This is a genomic window from Salinicola sp. CPA57, from assembly GCF_003206035.1.
Taxonomy (GTDB): domain Bacteria; phylum Pseudomonadota; class Gammaproteobacteria; order Pseudomonadales; family Halomonadaceae; genus Salinicola; species Salinicola socius.
Map to the genome: position 1 here is coordinate 13,092 of NZ_PZJR01000010.1, position 18,348 is coordinate 31,439.

Genomic DNA, 18,348 nt, shown 5'->3' on the forward strand with positions numbered 1-18,348 from the left:
GATTCATCAGGGCAGGGTCAACTGCTCGGCGATCGGACCCAGCACCAGCGCGGGCAGGAAACCGAGCAGGTTGACGATGACGATGACACCCGCGGTCAGGCCGACGAACGCACCACCCTCCAGCGACAGGGTGCCGCGCCCTTGTGGCGCCGTGCGTTTTTCCATCAACCATCCGGCCACCGCCAGCGGCACCAGCATCGGCAGGAAACGGCCGACCGCCAGCGCCAGCACGCAGGCCAGGTTCCACCATGGTGTACCGTCGCCGAGTCCCTCGAAGCCGGAGCCGTTGTTGGCGAATGCCGAGGTGTATTCGTAGAGCACCTGCGAGAGCCCATGAAAGCCAGGATTGGAATTGCCGGTCAGCGCGGGAAACGCCACGGTGATGGCGGTCAATCCGAGGATGATCAGGGGTTGCGCCAGAATCGCCAGCGAGATCCAGCGCATCTCGCGGGTCTCCAGCGGCTTGCCGAACAGCTCCGGCGCGCGGCCGATCATCAGCGACCCGATGAACGCCGCCAGCATCAGATAGAGCAGGTAGCCGATCATCCCCACCCCGATGCCGCCGAAGGTGACATTGACGAACATGTCCATCAGCAGGCCCAGCCCGCCCAACGGATTGAAGCTGTCATGCATGGCATTGACGGACCCGTTGGAGGTCTGCGTCGTCCAGCTGCCCCAAAGGGCAGAGAGATCGCTGCCGAAACGCACCTCCTTGCCTTCGAGATTGGGACTGCCGGCGACGGCGAGTCCGGCCAGCGCGGCGTTGGGCTGGCGTTCCGACACCACGATCAGGGTGGTGGTGATCAACGAGAACGCGATCATCACCGCGCCGATACCCATCATCAGCCGGCGACGGCCGCTGATGACGCCGACGGCGATCAGCGTTGCCACCGGAATCAGCAGCAGCGCGATCGTCTCGACGAGATTCGCCAATCCGGTCGGATTCTCCAGCGGCACGGTCGAATTGGGGCCATACCAGCCGCCACCGTTGGTGCCCAATTGCTTGATCGCCACCATCGGCGCCACCGGGCCGCGCGGAATGACCTGTGCCGCGCCTCCATCGAGCATCGTCACGCTCTGCGCTCCCTGATAGGTGGCCGGCACGCCCTGCCACACCAGGACCAGCGCCACCACCAGCGATAGCGGCAGCAGCACCCGCACCACGATCCGCGTGAGGTCGACATAGTAGTTACCGACCGAGTAATTACCGACCGAGCAGTTGCCGACCGAGTCGCGTCCCATCCCGCGCCCGGCGGACGTTGTGGACGTGTTGGTGCTAACGGTCGTGTTTGTGCCAACGATCGGGTTGGTGGTCTGGCGCTTGAGCAGCGTGCGCGTGATGGCGAGCAACACCGCCAGGCCGGTCGCCGGGGTCAGAAACTGCAGCGTGACGATGGCAAGCGTCTGGCTCAGGTAGGAGAGCTGTGCCTGGCCCGAATAGTGCTGCTGATTGGTATTGGTGGCGAACGAGACCGCGGTGTGCAGCGCCGTATCCCAGTTCATGCCGGGGATGCCATCGGGGTTGAGCGGCAGCAAGCCCTGGCTCATGAAGACGATCCAGGCAAGCCCGATCAGCAGCAGGTGAAGTTTCAACACGGCCAGCAGATAGGCCGACCACGTCATCGACGCCCGTCGGTCGACGCCGGCCAGGCGCATCAGGACCGATTCCACCGGCCCGAAGAGACGATCCATCACGGTGGATCGATCCGTATCCAGCGCGCGGCCCATGTAGAGACCCAGAGGCAGCGCCAATCCGATCAGCAGGGCATAGCAGAGCATCATCGCATTCATGGCTAGAATCGCTCCGGCCAGCACAGTGTTGCCAGCAAGTAGACGGCGGTCACCAGGGCGATCGCCAGCATCAGGTAGGACATGAGTCACCTCCTCGTTCGAGAGGCACTCAGTGTCGAGTCGAGGGGCGTAAAAATGCGATGCGGAAATTCGCGCGAAGACGTAAAGAAAACGTAAAAGCGGAAATCAAAGACGGCGGTAGTGGCATTGCGCGGTGGGGGTCGGCATCATCACGATGAGCACGTATTCAGAGGGTATTTACAAATTCGGCGAGCGAAGGCAAGACAAGGCGAAATCGGCTGAAAAAGCGGAGTTTACCAGGGGTAAATGAGCATTTTGATGTCGATTTCAACGCCGTATTGTCGAGCGCAGACATTTTGTAAACACCCTCTCAGCGACAACGACAATCCGGTGACAGGTGGGCCGACCGCATCATGACCAGTCAGGAACTTCTCGGGAAACTCGTCAGCTTCGATACCGTCAGCCGCGAGTCCAATCTCGCGCTGATCGAATTCGTCCGCGATTACTTGAGCCAGCACGGCGTCGACAGCGAACTGATTCATAACGACGAGGGCAGCAAGGCCAATCTTTGGGCAACCATTGGCCCGACCGACCGTGGCGGCGTGGTGCTCTCCGGCCACACCGACGTGGTGCCGGTGGACGGCCAGCCGTGGACAGTGCCTGCATTCGAGATGACCGAGCGCGACGGCAAGCTCTACGGTCGCGGCACGACCGACATGAAAGGCTATCTTGCCTGCGTGCTGGCGGCGGTGCCGAGCCTCAAAGCGGCCGAACTCGAGACGCCTGTACACCTGGCGTTCTCCTATGACGAAGAGGTGGGCTGTCTCGGCGTACGCTCGATCATCTCGATGCTGGAGGACAGACCGCACAAGCCGCTGGCCTGCATCATCGGCGAACCCACCGAGCTCAAGCCGGTACTGGGTCACAAGGGCAAGCTCGGCGTGCGCTGCCGCGTGCATGGTGCGCCCTGCCACTCCGCCTACGCGCCGGAGGGGGTCAATGCCATCGAGACCGCGGCGAAGATGATCACCAGGCTCACCCAGATCGGCGAGCGCCTGGCCGATCCCGCCCATCACGACGAGCGCTTCTATCCGCCGTTCTCGACCGTTCAGACCGGGGTGATAGAGGGCGGTCGCGCGCTCAACATCGTGCCGTCGGAGTGCCGCTTCGACTGGGAAGTGCGCTCGCTACCGGGCTTTGATGCCGGCGAGGTAGAGCGCGAAATGCGTGACTACGCCGACAGCGAGTTGCTCCCCCGCATGCGCGCGGTCGAGGCGAACACCGATATCGTGTTCGAACCGCTGCAAGCCTATCCGGGGTTGACCACCGAGGCCTTGAGCGAAGTGGCGCGCTTGATTGCCATCCTGGCGGACCGCGATGACTTCGGCACCGTCCCCTACGGTACCGAGGGCGGGCTGTTTCACGAAGCCGGCATCCCCACCGTGGTCTGCGGTCCGGGCTGCATGGACCAGGGCCACAAGCCGGACGAGTTCATCGCCATCGAACAGCTCGAGCGTTGCGACGCGATGATGCAGCGGCTGGTGGAGCATCTGAGCGCATGAGGACATTCACGATGATTGCCAGACTTCGCTGGGCGCCGGTATTGGGCCTGGCGCTGCTGGTCGGCTGTAGCACCCAGGCACCGCAGCCCGGCTTCGAGCAGCGCCCGGCGAGCGTGAAAAGCGAGCTGGTGACACTCATTCCGGCGAGCGCCGAGGACCGTGACGGCTGGGCGACGGATATCACCGCCGCGTTTTCGGCCCAGAATCTGCCCGCAACCCGGGACAATCTCTGTTCGGTGCTGGCGGTGATCGAGCAGGAGTCGACTTACCGTGCCGATCCCAGCGTGGCGAATCTTTCGACCATCGCCCGGGAAGAGATCGAGCGTCGCGCCAGTGCGCTGCATATTCCGGGCTTTTTGGTCGATGCCGGCCTGAACCTCGAATCGCCCACCGGCGAGACCTACGAGGAGCGCCTCGATCACCTCACCACCGAGCGCGAGATGAGCGAGATCTTCGAGGATTTCATCGATATGGCGCCGCTGGGCCGACAGCTTTTCGGCAGCCTCAACCCGGTGCACACCGGCGGCCCGATGCAGGTCAGCGTCGATTTTGCCGAAGACTATGTCAGAAAACACGCCGACAGCTATCCCTACCCGATCGACGGCTCAATCCGTCACGAGGTGTTCACCCGGCGCGGCGGACTCTATTTCGGCATCGCCCATCTGCTCGGCTATCCCGCGAATTACGACGAGCCAATCTACCGTTTCGCCGACTTCAACGCCGGCTGGTATGCCAGCCGCAACGCCGCGTTCCAGGCCGCAGTGACCCAGCTTTCCGGCATTCCGCTGGCGCTCGACGGCGACCTGATCATTCCCGGCTCGCGCGAGGCCGGTCAGACCGAACTGGCGGTGCGCACCTTGAAGCGTCAACTGAATATGGACGACGGCGAGATTCGCGATGCGCTGGAGAAAGAGGATGCCCTCGACTTCGAACGGACCGCCCTCTACGAGAAAATCCGTTCATTGGCGGCTCGGCAGGAAAATCAGCCGATTCCCTACGCGCGCCTGCCGGGAATCAAGCTCGAGAGCCCCAAGATCACCCGCAACCTGACCACGGCGTGGTTCGCCAAGCGGGTCGACGACCGCTGGCAGCAGTGTATGAGGCGTTGATGTCCAATATTTGAATTCTGAACGGCAAGTTTCTCCAGTCGCCGGAAAGAAACCACCCGATAGCGCCTTCCAGGCTCAACCCGAGCGATCTTCGGCGAGCCGGGTCTAGCGACATGGATGTCGCTAGAGGCGCGCCGGGACAGGGACGTCCTTGCGCGCCGACCCGAAGCGCTGACGAAAATCGCTCGGGATTTCTTGAGCCTGTGGCGCGAAAAAGGGGAGCGCGAGGGGCTTGCCCCTCGCAATAACGACGACAAGGGTCGTAAGGATCTCGTCAGTCGTGAGCTCTTTTCACTCGAATGAGCGCCAAAGACAATGAATCAAGACTTCGGCATCTTCACTGGCCGCTGCCAGCCCTGCTTGACGACCTGACGACTCCGCCCGATGGCCAGCTCGTCGTCTTTCACCTCGCGCGTGATCGTCGAACCCGCGGCGATGGTCGCGCCGTTGCCGATGGTGACCGGCGCGACCAGCGAGCTGTTGGAGCCGATAAAGACGGCCTCGCCGATCAGGGTGCGATGCTTGTTGGCGCCATCGTAATTGCAGGTAATGGTACCGGCGCCGATGTTGGTGTCGCGGCCGATCTCGGTATCGCCGAGATAGCTCAGATGTCCGGCCTTGACCCCGTCACTTAGGATGGCGTTCTTGGTCTCGACGAAGTTGCCCACATGGGCTCTGGCGCCTAAGCGAGTACCGGGGCGCAGTCGGGCGAACGGGCCGCAGTCGCTGCCCTCTCCCATCTCCGCGCCTTCCAGATGACTGTTGGCCTTCACCACCGCGCCGCGGCGCAGGATAGAGTCCTTGATCACGCAGTTGGGGCCGATCACGACATCGTCTTCCAGCGTCACCTGCCCTTCCAGAATCACGTTGACGTCGATCTGGATGTCCCGACCGACAGTGACGTCGCCGCGCAGATCGAAACGTGCCGGATCCGCCAGACTGACGCCCGCGGTCATCAAACGCTCGGCCTGGCGCCGTTGATAGGCGCGCTCGAGTGCCGCCAGCTGGCGCCGGTCGTTGATCCCTTCGACCTCGACCGGCGAGCTCGGCTGAGTCGCCTTGACCTCGATGCCATCGGCCGCGGCCATGGCGATCACGTCGGTCAGGTAGTACTCGCCCTGGGCGTTCTCGGAGGAAAGCTCGGGCAGCCAGCGACGCAGCCGCTCGGCCGTCATCGCCATGATGCCGGTGTTGCACTCGCGGATGGCACGCTGGCCGGCGTCGGCGTCCTTTTGCTCGACGATAGCGACAACGGCGTCCTTGTCATTGCGTACGATCCGACCGTAGCCGGTGGGGTCGTCGAGCGTCACCGTCAACAGCGCCATGTGCGTATCGTCGACGCCGTCCAGCAGCATCTCGAGGGTTCGTGCCTGAATCAGCGGCACATCGCCGTAGAGCACCAGCACCTTGCCGTCACCGAGTCCGTCGAGCGCCTGGGCTACCGCATGGCCGGTGCCCTTCTGTTCGGCCTGCTCGCAGAAACCCAGCTGCCGGCCGGGGCCGGTGGCGTTCGAAAGCGCCTCGCGCACCGTCTCGCCGCCGTGGCCGACCACCACGTGCAGCCGGGCATTCTCCAGCCCCGCCGCCGTGTCGACGACGTGTCGAACCAGCGGGCGGCCCGCCAGCTTGTGCAGCACCTTCGGCGTCTTCGAGCGCATGCGGGTGCCTTGGCCGGCGGCCAGTATCACGACGTCGAGGGTCATGGCGTTTATCCTTTTGATCAATGAAAACCGGACGTCATTCTAGCGCGCGAGGAGGTCACGGACAGATCCCTCGAACGCGCTTTCCTGACGACCATAAAAAAGGCGACTCCGGAGAGTCGCCTTTCGGGTCTTGCACGGCGATGCCGTTAGCCGCGACCGCCCTTGCGACGCAATTGCTGCAGCGTGCGCAGCTGAGCGGTGGCTTCGGCAAGCTCCGCCGAGGCTCGCGCGTAGTCGAGCTCGGTCTGCTTCTCGTTGAGCGAGGCCAGCGCATGCTGACGTGCCTGCTCGGCTTCCGCTTCATCGAGATCGCTGGCTCGGGTGGCGGTATCCGCCAGCACCGAGACCACGTCCGGCTGCACCTCGAGGAAGCCGCCGGTGACGTAGTAGAGCTCTTCTTCACCGTTTTCCTGAATCACGCGCACCGGACCGGGCTTGAGCTCGGTCAGCAGCGGCGCGTGACCGCGCAGGATACCCAGATCGCCGGCCACGCCGGCAGCGATAAGCTGCTCGACGCTGCCCGAGAAGATCTCCTTCTCGGCACTGACGATGTCACACTGAAATGTGGCCATAGCGATATCTCCCGGGAGTCTGCAGGCTTACTTCATGTTCTTGGCTTTCTCGACGGCTTCGTCGATGGTGCCGACCATGTAGAAGGCCTGTTCCGGCATGTCGTCGTAGTCGCCGTTGAGAATGCCCTGGAAGCCACGAATGGTTTCCTGCAGCGACACGTACTTGCCGGGCGCGCCGGTGAAGACCTCGGCGACGAAGAACGGCTGCGACAGGAAGCGCTGGATCTTACGCGCTCGTGCCACGGCCAGCTTGTCCTCGTCGGACAGCTCGTCCATCCCCAGGATGGCGATGATGTCCTTGAGTTCCTTGTAGCGCTGGAGCACGTTCTGGACACCGCGGGCGGTGTTGTAGTGCTCGTCACCGACGACCAGCGGATCCAGCTGACGCGAGGTGGAGTCGAGTGGATCGACGGCCGGGTAGATCCCCAGCTCGGCGATCGAACGCGACAGCGTCACGGTCGAATCCAGGTGGGCGAAGGTGGTCGCCGGCGACGGGTCGGTCAAGTCATCCGCCGGCACGTAGACGGCCTGGACGGAAGTGATCGAGCCGGTCTTGGTCGAGGTGATGCGCTCCTGCAGGGCGCCCATCTCTTCCGCCAGCGTCGGCTGATAGCCTACCGCCGACGGCATACGACCCAGCAGCGCCGACACTTCGGTACCGGCCAGGGTATAGCGGTAGATGTTGTCGACGAACAGCAGCACGTCGCGACCTTCGTCACGGAAGTTCTCGGCGATGGTCAAACCGGTCAGGGCGACACGCAGACGGTTGCCCGGCGGCTCGTTCATCTGGCCGTAGACCAGCGCGACCTTGTCGAGAACGTTGGACTCCTTCATCTCGTGATAGAAGTCGTTACCTTCACGAGTACGCTCGCCGACACCGGCGAACACGGAATAACCGCTGTGCTCGGTGGCGATGTTACGGATCAGTTCCATCATGTTGACGGTCTTGCCGACACCGGCACCGCCGAACAGACCGACCTTGCCGCCCTTGGCGAACGGGCAGACCAGGTCGATGACCTTGATGCCGGTCTCCAGCAGATCGCTGGAAGCGGCCTGATCCGCGTAGCCGGGCGCCTGACGGTGAATCGGCATGCGCACGGCATCGGCGCCCCCGTCTCCACCAATGGGGCCGGCTTCGTCGATCGGCTCGCCCAGCACGTTCATGATACGGCCCAGCGTCTGCGTGCCGACCGGCACGGAGATGGCAGCACCGGTGTTCACCACCTCGATGCCACGCTGAAGCCCTTCACTGGAGCCCATGACGATGGCGCGAACCACGCCGTCGCCGAGCTGCTGTTGCACTTCGAGAACGGCCTCTCTACCCGAGACCGTCAGCGCGTCGTAGACCTTGGGAACGTTGTCCCGCGGAAATTCTACGTCAACCACCGCGCCGATGATTTGTACGATACGTCCGCTCATAGTGGTTCCTCGTATACCTGCAAATGAAACCTGTACGACGCCGCGTGAAGTGACTTCATTCGCGCAACGCCTGGCCAAGCCGTACTCGAGACCGCCGCCGCTCGGGCGACGAGGTCGTCATACCGCAGCGGCACCACCGACGATTTCCGAAATTTCCTGGGTAATGGCCGCCTGACGCGCCTTGTTGTACACCAGTTGAAGATCGTCAATCAGATCGCCGGCGTTGTCGGTCGCGTTCTTCATCGCGATCATGCGCGCGGCCTGCTCACAGGCCGCGTTCTCCACCACGGCCTGATACACCTGGGATTCGACGTAGCGAACCAGCAGATGGTCGAGCAGGGTCTTGGCATCCGGCTCATACAGGTAGTCCCAGCTCTTGTGCGTATCACCGGGACTCGGTTGTTCTTCCCCGTCGCCCTCGTCCGCGACTGCCTCGAGAGGCAGCAACTGACGCACGACGGGTTTCTGGCTCATGGTGTTGACGAATTCGTTGTACACCACGTAAAGCCGATCCAGACTGCCTTCATCGAAGGCGTCGAGCATCACCTTGACGCTACCGACCAGATCCTGGGCTTCCGGCGCATCGCCGAGACCTTTCTTGGCTGCCAGCAGATTGCCACCGCGCTTGCGAAAGAAACCACCGGCCTTGCTGCCGATGGCCGCGAAGTCAGCACCGACGCCCTTCTGGTCCCAGTCCCGCGCATGCTTGACCACCGCCTTGAACATGTTGACGTTCAAGCCGCCGGCCAACCCGCGGTCACTGGAAACGACGATATAACCGACGCGCTTGACGTCGCGCTCGATCATGTAGTCGTGACGGTATTCCGGGTTGGCCTTGGCGACGTGGCCGACCACCCGGCGGATCAGTTTGGCATAGGGCTGACTGGCCGCCATGCGCTCCTGAGCCCGACGCATTTTCGACGCAGCGACCATTTCCATGGCGCTGGTGATTTTCTGCGTGTTCTTGATGCTCCCAATCTGGGACTTGATCTCTTTTCCAGCTGCCATCTCGGATCACCCTGATTCATGCCACTCAGTCGAGCACGGCGACCCGCTCACATCGCATCGCGAAAGAACGGGTCGCGCCGCTTACCAGGTCTGAGTGGACTTGAACGACTCGAGACCCGACTTGAGACCTTTCTGGATCTCGTCGTCGTAGCCGCCGCTCTGGTTGATCTTGTCGAGCAGATCGGCGTGCTCGGACTTCATGTAGTCGTGCAGCGCACGTTCGAAGTCCAGCACCTTGTCGACCGCGACATCGTCCAGGAAGCCTTCGTTGGCGGCGTAAAGCGTGACGCCCATCTCGGCCACGGACAACGGCGAGTACTGTTTCTGCTTCATCAGTTCGGTAACGCGCTGACCGTGCTCGAGCTGCTTGCGGGTCGCCTCGTCGAGATCGGACGCGAACTGCGAGAACGCCGCCAGCTCGCGATACTGGGCGAGGGCCAGACGGACACCGCCACCCAGCTTCTTGATGATCTTGGTCTGCGCCGAACCACCGACACGCGATACCGACAGACCGGCGTTGATCGCCGGACGGATGCCGGAGTTGAACAGGCTGGTCTCGAGAAAGATCTGACCGTCGGTGATCGAGATCACGTTGGTCGGAACGAACGCGGAGACGTCGCCACCCTGGGTCTCGATGATCGGCAGGGCGGTCAGCGAACCGGTCTTGCCTTTCACTTCACCATTGGTGAACTTCTCGACATAGTCGGGATTGACGCGGGCCGCACGCTCGAGCAGACGCGAGTGGAGATAGAACACATCACCCGGATAGGCTTCACGACCCGGCGGACGACGCAGCAGCAGCGAGATCTGACGATAGGCGACGGCCTGCTTGGAAAGGTCGTCGTAGACGATCATCGCGTCTTCGCCGCGGTCGCGGAAATACTCGCCCATGGTGCAGCCGGCATACGGCGCCAGATACTGCATCGAGGCCGGATCGGCAGCGCCGGCGGCCACCACGATGGTGTGCTCCATGGCGCCGTGCTGTTCGAGCTTGCGCACCACGTTGGCGATGGTCGACTGCTTCTGGCCAATGGCGACGTAGATACAGGTGACGCCCTTGCCCTTCTGGTTGATGATCGCGTCGAGCGCCACCGCGGACTTGCCGATCTGGCGGTCGCCGATGATCAGCTCGCGCTGACCGCGGCCGATCGGCACCATGGCGTCGATCGACTTGAGGCCGGTCTGGATCGGCTGGTCGACGGATTGACGCGTGATGACGCCCGGTGCGACTTTCTCGATCGCATCGGTCATCTTGGTGTCGATGTCGCCCTTGCCGTCGATCGGATTACCCAGCGCATCGACCACACGGCCGATCAGCTCCGGGCCTACCGGAACTTCGAGGATACGACCGGTACACTGCGCGGTCATGCCCTCTTCGAGCTCCAGATAGTCGCCCAGGACCACGGCGCCGACGCTGTCGCGCTCGAGGTTGAGCGCCATGCCGAAGACGCCACCGGGAAACTCGATCATTTCGCCCAGCATCGCATCGGCCAGGCCGTGGATGCGAACGATGCCGTCAGCGACGCTGACGACGGTGCCCTGATTACGGGCTTCGGACGCGACATCCAGCTTTTCGATACGCTGTTTGATGATGTCGCTGATCTCGGAAGGATTCAGTTGCTGCATGCCATGTCCCTCGAACTCAAGCGGTGAGCGCTTCGCGCAGACGTTGCAATCGACCGCGTACCGACCCGTCGATGACGGTGTCGCCGGTACGCAGGATCACGCCGCCTAGCAGCTCGCGGTCCACTTGAGTGGTAATGGAGATTTCACGATTCAGGCGCTTCTTCAGAGCCTCGACGAGGACGTTCTGCTGCGCGTCATCCAGTTCGAAGGCGGAAACGATGGTGACATCGACCCGCTTCTCTTCCTGGGCGCGCAGCGCCTCGAACTCGTCATAGATGTCAGGCAACGCAGCCAGACGTCCCTTTTCGCCGACGAGGTGCAGGAAGTTCCCTACTCCCTCGTCGAAGGGTTCGTCACCGCAGACTTCCAGCAGCAGACGCGTCTTGTCGTCAGCCGTCAGCCGCGGGTTGCCGAGAATGCGTTCACGGACATCGATGTCACCGGCCACCTGGGCAACCAGCGACAGACTCTGGGACCACGCTTGGAGCGCCTTTTGATCGCGCGCGAACTCGAACGCCGCTTTGGCGTAGGGTCGAGCGACGGTAGACGATTCAGCCATGGTGCGCCTCCTTAGAGCTCGGCAGCGAGCTTGTCGACGAGCTCACGATGCTTGGCTTCGTCGATGGAGGACTCCAGGATGCGCTCGGCGCCGGCCACGGCCAGCAGCGACACCTGGGCACGCAGCTCTTCCTTCGCGCGATTGATCTCCTGATCGATTTCGCTGCGAGCGCCTGCAATGAGGCGCTCGCCTTCGGCTCGTGCGTTGTCACGGGCTTCTTCGACGATCTGATTGGCCCGCTTGTTGGCCTGTTCCAGGATCTGCTGCGCCTGCTCCTTGCTTTCCCGCAGTGTCTCGTCGGCTTTTTCCTGAGCCAGTTCGAGATCACGGGTCGCACGGCTGGCTGCATCCAGTCCATCGGCAATCTTCTTCTGTCGTTCCTGCAGGGCCTGCATGACCGGCGGCCATACATACTTCATGCAGAACCAGACGAAGACTGCAAAGGCAATGGCCTGACCAATCAGTGTAAGGTTCAGATTCACGCCAGCACCTCTCGCGTCACGGGTTTGGGGTTAGGGTCACCGGAGGCCACGCGGGCCGGGAGGCGACGTTAACCGACAAACGGATTGGCGAAGGTGAAGAACAGAGCGATACCGACACCGATCATGGTCACGGCGTCGAGCAGGCCGGCGACGATGAACATCTTGACCTGCAGCTGCGGAATCATTTCCGGCTGACGCGCAGCGCCTTCCAGGAATTTGCCACCGAGGATACCGAAGCCGATGGCGGTGCCGAGGGCACCCAGGCCGATCAGCAGAGAAACGGCAATTGCGGTCATGCCCAGAACTTGTGCTTCCATGGTTCTCTCCAGTTTCAGTCGAGTCTTGCTCAGTCGAGTTTTACAAGGGTCAGGGGTTAACGGGAAACGCTACTCAATGCTGCTCTTCCGTCGCCATACTCAGGTAGACGATGGTGAGCATCATGAAGATGAAGGCCTGCAGCGTGATGATCAGGATGTGGAACACCGCCCACGGGAAGTGCAGCGGGAGCTGCCACAGTCCGACCATGGCTATCAGGATGAAGATCAGTTCGCCGGCATAGAGGTTGCCGAACAGTCGCAACGCCAGCGAAACCGGTTTGGCCAACAAGGTAACGAGTTCAAGCAGTAAATTGACCGGAATCAACAAGATCTGGGCGAATTTGTTGGGCGTATTGAACGGGTGCAGCGTCAACTCCGCGATAAAACCGGACAGGCCCTTGGAACGAATGGAATAGAAGAGAATCAGTGCGAAAACCGACAGCGACATGCCAAGCGTGGCGTTGATGTCGGTAGTCGGCACGACCTTGAAATAGACATGCGCCGGATCGGCGCCGAACCAGGCACCGACTTTCTGCGCCAGCATCGGCAGAAAGTCCACCGGCACCAGATCCATGATGTTCATCAGGAAGATCCAGCAGAAGATCGTCAGCGACAGCGGCGCGATCAGGCGGCTCTTGCCGTGGAACGTCTCGCGCACGGAGCCGTCGACGAATTCGACCATCATCTCGACGAAGTTCTGCAGCCCGGTAGGAACACCGGTGGAGGCACGCTTGGCTACCGAGCGGAACAGCCACAGGAATACGACCCCGAGTCCGATCGACCACAACATGGTATCGACGTGGATGGCCCAGAACCCCATCGCCTTGGCATCGGCAGCGGAATGAGCCATCGACCAGCCACTCTCCGGATGCAGACCGAACGTCATGTTCTGCAAATGGTGCTGGATGTACTCCGTACTCGTCATGTTGTTGCCAGCCATGGTTCAGCCTCGAGATTGAATGTGTGACGGACGGCGCAGGAGCAAAGGCCCCATCCAATGCGCCAGCAGCGTCACCACATAAGCGCCAAAGAAGAAAGCGGGGTTTGAGGGGGGCACGGCCACGAACACCAGCGTGAACAGTACCGCCGTCAAACCGAACTTGCCGGCCTCGGCGTGGTAGAAACTCTTGACGATGTATCTGGCCTGCGCCGCACCCTGATAGCGAAAGGCACGCCAGGCAAAGAAGGCGTTGGGGATAGCGGCAACAAGGCCACCGGTCACGGCGGAAAACGCCGTTCCTCGATCCCAGACACCCCAGCCGATGAGGGTCAGCCCCATCACCACGCCGCACTGTAACAGGATCAACCCCGCGATTCGCGGTCTTGGAAGCTTGGCCGGTGCCGCTGGTTGCATGGCGTCGGTCTCGCCGTTGATTCCTGGAACGTTCTTGTCGTTGCTAATTCGATGTCTGCGTTTGGCGTCAGCCAGGCAAATCTCGGCGGATTATAGAGAAGCGGTCATGTCGCTTCAACCGAACCTGCACCGAACTGAAGCGTCTTTTCGAGCAAACGATCACGAAAAGCGCGTAAATTCCGTTAACGCGCTAAATGTTTTGACAGCTCGAAACGCCAACGGTCAGTGGTGATTCAACGAATGTGGCCGAGTATGCCATCCAACTCGTCGAGACTGGTGTAACGAATGGTGACGCGCCCTTTGCCGGACGAGTTGTGATGAATCTTGACCGGCGCACCGAGCAGATCGGCCAGGCGATTCTCGAGCCGTCCGACATCCGCCGGCGGCCGCTTGCCTTCAGCCCGGTTCTGGCCGCTGGCAATCTGCTTGACCAGTGCCTCGGTCTGGCGAACGGTGAGTTCTCGGGCCACGACTTCATGCGCGGCATGGCGCTGCTTGGGGGCCGGCAGGCTGAGCAGGGCGCGGGCGTGCCCCATATCCAGGTCACCGCGTTCGAGCAGGGTCAGCACCTGCGGATCCAGCGCCAGCAGGCGCAGCAGGTTGGCGACCTGGGCACGCGACCGCCCCACTGCGTCGGCGACCTGCTGCTGGGTCAGTTCGAACTCGTCGAGAAGACGCTTGAGCGCCATCGACTCTTCGACCGGATTGAGATTCTCGCGCTGGATGTTTTCGATCAGGGCCAGCGCCAATGCGACCTCGTCGCTGACGTCGCGGATGACCGCCGGGATCGTCTCGAGCTCGGCCAGCTGCGACGCTCGCCAGCGCCTTTCGCCGGCGATGATCTCGTAACGCTCTGCGCCAATTTGTCGCACCACGATCGGCTGCATGACGCCCTGCGCCCGGATCGAATCGGCCAGTTCTTCCAGCGCTTCGGGCTGGATATCGCGTCGCGGCTGATACTTGCCTCGAGTCAACTGACGCAATGGCAGGCGTTCGAGCCGCTCTTCGGCAGCTTGGGATTCCGGGGGAACCTGGGCAGGTGACGGCGTCGTCGAACCGGCTTCCGACGACAGGCTGTCGCGGCGACGGGCACTGGAACCGATCAAGGCATCGAGGCCGCGACCCAGGGGGCGTTTGCGCGTCGTCATGGGGTGTTCCTCGCAGCAGTCATCGTCATTACAGCGCCAGCCGGCGAATCAGTTCCTTGGCCAGTACGCGATGCGCCTGGCTGCCGCGCGAGAGTCGCGCATACTTGGTCACCGGCACGCCGTGACTGGGCGCTTCCGCCACGCGAACGTTGCGCGGGATGGTGGTCTTGAGCAGGGAATCGCCGAAATACTGACCGAGCTGCTTGCTGACGTCTCGAGTCAGGCTGTTGCGCGGGTCGTACATGGTTCGCACGATGCCGAAGATCTCGAGCGCAGGATTCACGCTCTCCTGAATCTGTTCGACGGTATCGAGCAGCGCCGACAGCCCTTCGAGCGCATAGAACTCGCACTGCACCGGAATCAGCACCCCATGAGCGGCAGTCAGGGCGTTGACCGTCAACATGTTGAGCGAGGGCGGGCAGTCGATCATGACCACGTCGTAATCGTCGGCGACGCTTTCGATCGCGCTCTGCAGCACCCGCTCGCGGCCATCGCGATCGAGCAGATCGACCTCGGCGGCGGTCAGATCGCCGTTGCCCGGCAACAGCGCGTAACCGGCCACGGCGCAGTCGACGATCACCTCGGCGGCGCTCTTGTCGCCAAGCAGCACATCAAGCACGCTGCCGTCGAGATCATGCTTGTCGACGCCACTGCCCATGGTGGCATGGCCCTGCGGATCGAGATCGATCAGCAGCACGCGGCGATCGAGTGCCGCCAGGCAAGCCGCCAGATTGACCGCGGTCGTGGTCTTGCCCACGCCGCCCTTCTGATTGGTCAATGCGATGATTCTGGTCACTGGCGACTCCCTTCGTCGAGACTGATCCTGTGGATCGCGAGCGATCCGCTAGCGCTAATCCGGCATGGCGTCGACGCCGCCGCGGTTCATCACCCCTTTGCGGGTGACGAGCGTGCCAAGCCGAGCCTACTGCCGATACTCCGCATCATCGACCCGCCCGAGGCGAAGCAACTGACGTTCGACGTCATCGACACCGGGTACCGCCAACGCGAGCCGTTGATGGACCACGACGGCGGCCGGCAGCGATTCGAGCTCGCGGGCTTCGAGCCCCCCTTTCATCGCCAGCCACTCACCGCCTCTGGCCAGCAACGGCTCGGTGAGTCCGATGAAGTCGCCGAGTGCCGCGAAAGCGCGCGAGATGATCTGATCGAACGAGGCATCGAAAGATTCGACCCGAACCTGCTCGCAGCGCACGTTGTCGAGCCCCAGTTCCATTACCGCCTGACGCTGGAAACGGACTTTCTTGCCATTGCTGTCCAGCAGCGTGACCTGAAGTTCGGGGTCGAGAATCGCCAACACCAGGCCCGGAAAACCCGGCCCGGCACCCACGTCCAGCAAGGTGGGCCCTGTTACCGCAAACGCGACGCTGGCACTGTCCAGCAGATGGCGGCTGACCATCGCCTCGGGCGAGCGCACTGCGGTGAGGTTATAGGCGCGATTCCACTTGTGCAACAGCGCGAGCAGCGCAAGCAACCGCTCACGCTGCTGGCGCTCGACATCGACGTTCAGCGTCGCCAGACCCTCGTCCAGCAGGCGTTCGCAGATCGGCGTCATGCGCGCAATGCCTGGCTGTCGTCGATCAGCCGCCGCTTCTTGAGGTGGATCAGCAGAATCGAGACGGCAGCCGGGGTCACGCCGGAAATCCGCCCGGCCTGACCGAGCGTCTGCGGTCGCACCTGTTCGAACTTCTGACGGATCTCGTTGGAGAGCCCATCGACCTTGGCATAATCCAGCGATGCCGGCAGCGGTGTCGCTTCGTGGCGCCGCAGGCGGTCGATCTCATCCTGCTGACGCGCGATATAACCCTCGTACTTGGCTTCGATCTGGACCTGTTCGGCAACCGGTTCCTCGCTGACGGGCTCGCCCTTGAGCGATGCCACTTCGGCGTAGGTAAGCTCGGGACGCTTGAGCAGCTCCATCAGGCTGTACTCATGCGACAGCGGCTGGCCGAGCTTCTCGGCCACGCGCTCTCCTGCCGGCGTCTTCGGCTGAATCCAGGTCGAACGCAGTCGCGCGCTCTCCTGCTCGATCCTGTCTCGCTTGGTGGCGAAGGCCGACCAGCGATGATCGTCGACCAGACCCAGTTCGCGACCGGTCGGCGTCAGCCGCAGATCGGCGTTGTCCTCGCGCAGCAGCAGGCGATATTCGGCGCGCGAGGTGAACATCCGATAGGGCTCCTGCGTGCCCATGGTGATCAGATCGTCGACCAGCACACCGAGATAGGCCTCGTCGCGGCGCGGCCACCAGGCATCCTCACCCAGCGCCCGCCGAGCGGCGTTGAGTCCCGCCAGCAGCCCCTGGGCACCGGCTTCCTCGTAGCCTGTGGTGCCATTGATCTGACCGGCGAAAAACAGGTTGTGGATAAATTTGGTTTCCAGCGAGTGCTTGAGATCGCGCGGATCGAAATAATCGTATTCGATGGCATAGCCGGGCCGCGTGATATGGGCATTTTCCAGACCGACGATCGAACGCACGACCTGCAGCTGGACGTCGAACGGCAGCGACGTGGAAATCCCGTTCGGGTAAAGCTCGTGGGTATCCAGGCCCTCCGGCTCGACGAAGACCTGATGGCTGGTCTTGTCGGCAAAGCGGTGAACCTTGTCCTCGATCGACGGGCAGTAACGCGGCCCGACGCCTTCGATCACGCCGGAATACATCGGCGAACGGTCGAGATTGGCGAAGATGATCTCGTGGGTGCGTTCGTTGGTATGGGCGATATGGCAATCGACCTGACGCGGATGCTGGTCGCGGCTGCCCAGATACGACATCACCGGCAAAGGCGTATCGCCAGGCTGGCGTTCGAGCTTGGAGAAATCGACGCTCTTGGCATCGATCCGCGGCGGCGTCCCGGTCTTCAGCCGATCGACCCGGAACGGCATTGCCCGCAGCCGGTTTGCCAGCGCATTGGCCGGCGGATCGCCGGCTCTGCCACCCGCATGATGATCCAGTCCGATGTGGATCACGCCACCCAGGAAAGTTCCCGTGCACAGCACCACGGTATCCGCCATGAAGCGAATCCCGGTCTGGGTCCTGACGCCAACGACGGTCTCGTTTTCCACAACCAGATCGTCGACACCCTGCTGGAACAGCGTGAGATTGGGCTGGTTTTCCAGCATGCCGCGAATGGCGGCCTTGTAACGAACCCGATCGGCCTGGGCTCGAGTGGCACGAACCGCCGGTCCCTTGCGTGAATTGAGCACGCGAAACTGGATACCGGCCAGATCGGTTGCCTGAGCCATGGCGCCACCCAGGGCGTCGATCTCCTTGACCAGATGGCTCTTGCCGATCCCGCCGATGGCGGGGTTGCAGGACATCTGGCCCAGCGTCTCGATGTTGTGCGTCAACAGCAGGGTGCGGGCGCCGCCGCGGGCCGCTGCCAGAGCGGCTTCGGTGCCAGCGTGACCACCGCCGATCACGATGACCTGAAAACGGTCTGGATATTCCACGTTTTACCTCACGAGGTGCTGAAACGATTAGCTCGAACTGGCACCCGACAGGGAATGGATCTCGAAAAGCCGCCCAGTATAAACCTCCTGTGGGTAACCGTCAGGGGTTTTCCACACCCGATTGGCTGTGAGCCACTGGTCGACAGAGTCATTATTAATAAATGAGAAATATATAAAGAAGTTCTGTTGTGGTAGTAACTAATGGTGTGGACATT

At 62.3% G+C, this 18,348-nt stretch carries 17 protein-coding genes; 2 read left to right on the plus strand and 15 right to left on the minus strand.

Annotated elements, in window-relative coordinates; translation table 11 throughout:
* Nucleotides 1–6: 6 nt before the first annotated feature.
* On the minus strand, nucleotides 7–1,791 hold the full coding sequence (gene kdpA / locus DOM36_RS11650) for a potassium-transporting ATPase subunit KdpA (RefSeq protein WP_110643186.1): 1,785 nt from the start codon (nucleotides 1,789–1,791) through the stop codon (nucleotides 7–9).
* A gap of 434 nt (nucleotides 1,792–2,225) precedes the next feature.
* Here kdpA and argE point away from each other — a divergent pair, with 434 nt between their 5' ends.
* Entirely contained in the window at nucleotides 2,226–3,374 is a 1,149-nt protein-coding gene (gene argE / locus DOM36_RS11660) for an acetylornithine deacetylase (protein WP_110643188.1), read from the plus strand.
* A gap of 11 nt (nucleotides 3,375–3,385) precedes the next feature.
* Entirely contained in the window at nucleotides 3,386–4,483 is a 1,098-nt protein-coding gene (locus tag DOM36_RS11665) for a DUF1615 domain-containing protein (protein WP_110643189.1), read from the plus strand.
* Nucleotides 4,484–4,803: 320 nt separating this feature from the next.
* Here DOM36_RS11665 and glmU read toward each other — a convergent pair whose 3' ends face one another.
* From glmU to mnmG, 14 genes are all read right to left on the minus strand, one after another.
* Nucleotides 4,804–6,186 (minus strand): bifunctional UDP-N-acetylglucosamine diphosphorylase/glucosamine-1-phosphate N-acetyltransferase GlmU, encoded by a 1,383-nt coding sequence (glmU, locus tag DOM36_RS11675; RefSeq protein ID WP_110643191.1) that lies wholly within the window; start codon nucleotides 6,184–6,186, stop codon nucleotides 4,804–4,806.
* Between the two features lie 146 nt (nucleotides 6,187–6,332).
* Complete coding sequence (locus DOM36_RS11680; RefSeq protein WP_075570031.1) at nucleotides 6,333–6,758, minus strand: F0F1 ATP synthase subunit epsilon; 426 nt, start codon at nucleotides 6,756–6,758, stop codon at nucleotides 6,333–6,335.
* A gap of 27 nt (nucleotides 6,759–6,785) precedes the next feature.
* Nucleotides 6,786–8,177, minus strand: coding sequence for a F0F1 ATP synthase subunit beta (atpD, locus tag DOM36_RS11685; RefSeq protein WP_075570032.1), 1,392 nt, complete (start codon nucleotides 8,175–8,177; stop codon nucleotides 6,786–6,788).
* Between the two features lie 117 nt (nucleotides 8,178–8,294).
* Nucleotides 8,295–9,185 carry a F0F1 ATP synthase subunit gamma gene (gene atpG / locus DOM36_RS11690; RefSeq protein WP_075570033.1) on the minus strand — a complete coding sequence of 297 codons (891 nt, stop codon included), beginning with the start codon at nucleotides 9,183–9,185 and terminating at the stop codon, nucleotides 8,295–8,297.
* An 81-nt stretch (nucleotides 9,186–9,266) separates the two neighbouring features.
* Nucleotides 9,267–10,811, minus strand: coding sequence for a F0F1 ATP synthase subunit alpha (gene atpA, locus DOM36_RS11695; protein ID WP_075570034.1), 1,545 nt, complete (start codon nucleotides 10,809–10,811; stop codon nucleotides 9,267–9,269).
* A 16-nt stretch (nucleotides 10,812–10,827) separates the two neighbouring features.
* Complete coding sequence (locus tag DOM36_RS11700) at nucleotides 10,828–11,370, minus strand: F0F1 ATP synthase subunit delta (RefSeq protein ID WP_075570035.1); 543 nt, start codon at nucleotides 11,368–11,370, stop codon at nucleotides 10,828–10,830.
* 11 nt (nucleotides 11,371–11,381) lie between these two features.
* Nucleotides 11,382–11,852, minus strand: a complete 471-nt coding sequence (locus tag DOM36_RS11705) for a F0F1 ATP synthase subunit B (RefSeq protein WP_075570036.1) — start codon at nucleotides 11,850–11,852, stop codon at nucleotides 11,382–11,384.
* Between the two features lie 68 nt (nucleotides 11,853–11,920).
* Nucleotides 11,921–12,169: a F0F1 ATP synthase subunit C gene (gene atpE, locus DOM36_RS11710; protein WP_011508579.1), complete on the minus strand. Its 249-nt coding sequence runs from the start codon at nucleotides 12,167–12,169 to the stop codon at nucleotides 11,921–11,923.
* Between the two features lie 73 nt (nucleotides 12,170–12,242).
* Nucleotides 12,243–13,109: a F0F1 ATP synthase subunit A gene (atpB, locus tag DOM36_RS11715; RefSeq protein ID WP_075570037.1), complete on the minus strand. Its 867-nt coding sequence runs from the start codon at nucleotides 13,107–13,109 to the stop codon at nucleotides 12,243–12,245.
* A 3-nt stretch (nucleotides 13,110–13,112) separates the two neighbouring features.
* The gene (locus DOM36_RS11720; protein ID WP_075570038.1) at nucleotides 13,113–13,523 is read right to left on the minus strand and encodes a F0F1 ATP synthase subunit I; all 411 of its coding nucleotides are present in this window, start codon (nucleotides 13,521–13,523) and stop codon (nucleotides 13,113–13,115) included.
* Nucleotides 13,524–13,756: 233 nt separating this feature from the next.
* Complete coding sequence (locus DOM36_RS11725) at nucleotides 13,757–14,671, minus strand: ParB/RepB/Spo0J family partition protein (protein ID WP_075570039.1); 915 nt, start codon at nucleotides 14,669–14,671, stop codon at nucleotides 13,757–13,759.
* A gap of 28 nt (nucleotides 14,672–14,699) precedes the next feature.
* Nucleotides 14,700–15,467: a ParA family protein gene (locus DOM36_RS11730; protein ID WP_075570040.1), complete on the minus strand. Its 768-nt coding sequence runs from the start codon at nucleotides 15,465–15,467 to the stop codon at nucleotides 14,700–14,702.
* A gap of 126 nt (nucleotides 15,468–15,593) precedes the next feature.
* The gene (gene rsmG / locus DOM36_RS11735) at nucleotides 15,594–16,241 is read right to left on the minus strand and encodes a 16S rRNA (guanine(527)-N(7))-methyltransferase RsmG (protein WP_075570041.1); all 648 of its coding nucleotides are present in this window, start codon (nucleotides 16,239–16,241) and stop codon (nucleotides 15,594–15,596) included.
* A complete protein-coding gene (gene mnmG / locus DOM36_RS11740; protein WP_075570042.1) occupies nucleotides 16,238–18,133 on the minus strand; it encodes a tRNA uridine-5-carboxymethylaminomethyl(34) synthesis enzyme MnmG in 1,896 nt (631 codons plus the stop codon). The genes rsmG and mnmG overlap by 4 nt, the downstream gene beginning before the upstream one ends.
* Between the last annotated feature and the right edge of the window lie 215 nt (nucleotides 18,134–18,348).

Coding starts and splice junctions, on each gene's coding strand:
- kdpA (WP_110643186.1), bottom strand. CDS start 1,791: ATGAATGCGATGATGCTCTGCTATGCCCTGCTGATCGGATTGGCGCTG.
- argE (WP_110643188.1), top strand. CDS start 2,226: ATGACCAGTCAGGAACTTCTCGGGAAACTCGTCAGCTTCGATACCGTC.
- DOM36_RS11665 (WP_110643189.1), top strand. CDS start 3,386: ATGATTGCCAGACTTCGCTGGGCGCCGGTATTGGGCCTGGCGCTGCTG.
- glmU (WP_110643191.1), bottom strand. CDS start 6,186: ATGACCCTCGACGTCGTGATACTGGCCGCCGGCCAAGGCACCCGCATG.
- DOM36_RS11680 (WP_075570031.1), bottom strand. CDS start 6,758: ATGGCCACATTTCAGTGTGACATCGTCAGTGCCGAGAAGGAGATCTTC.
- atpD (WP_075570032.1), bottom strand. CDS start 8,177: ATGAGCGGACGTATCGTACAAATCATCGGCGCGGTGGTTGACGTAGAA.
- atpG (WP_075570033.1), bottom strand. CDS start 9,185: ATGGCAGCTGGAAAAGAGATCAAGTCCCAGATTGGGAGCATCAAGAAC.
- atpA (WP_075570034.1), bottom strand. CDS start 10,811: ATGCAGCAACTGAATCCTTCCGAGATCAGCGACATCATCAAACAGCGT.
- DOM36_RS11700 (WP_075570035.1), bottom strand. CDS start 11,370: ATGGCTGAATCGTCTACCGTCGCTCGACCCTACGCCAAAGCGGCGTTC.
- atpE (WP_011508579.1), bottom strand. CDS start 12,169: ATGGAAGCACAAGTTCTGGGCATGACCGCAATTGCCGTTTCTCTGCTG.
- atpB (WP_075570037.1), bottom strand. CDS start 13,109: ATGGCTGGCAACAACATGACGAGTACGGAGTACATCCAGCACCATTTG.
- DOM36_RS11720 (WP_075570038.1), bottom strand. CDS start 13,523: ATGCAACCAGCGGCACCGGCCAAGCTTCCAAGACCGCGAATCGCGGGG.
- DOM36_RS11725 (WP_075570039.1), bottom strand. CDS start 14,671: ATGACGACGCGCAAACGCCCCCTGGGTCGCGGCCTCGATGCCTTGATC.
- rsmG (WP_075570041.1), bottom strand. CDS start 16,241: ATGACGCCGATCTGCGAACGCCTGCTGGACGAGGGTCTGGCGACGCTG.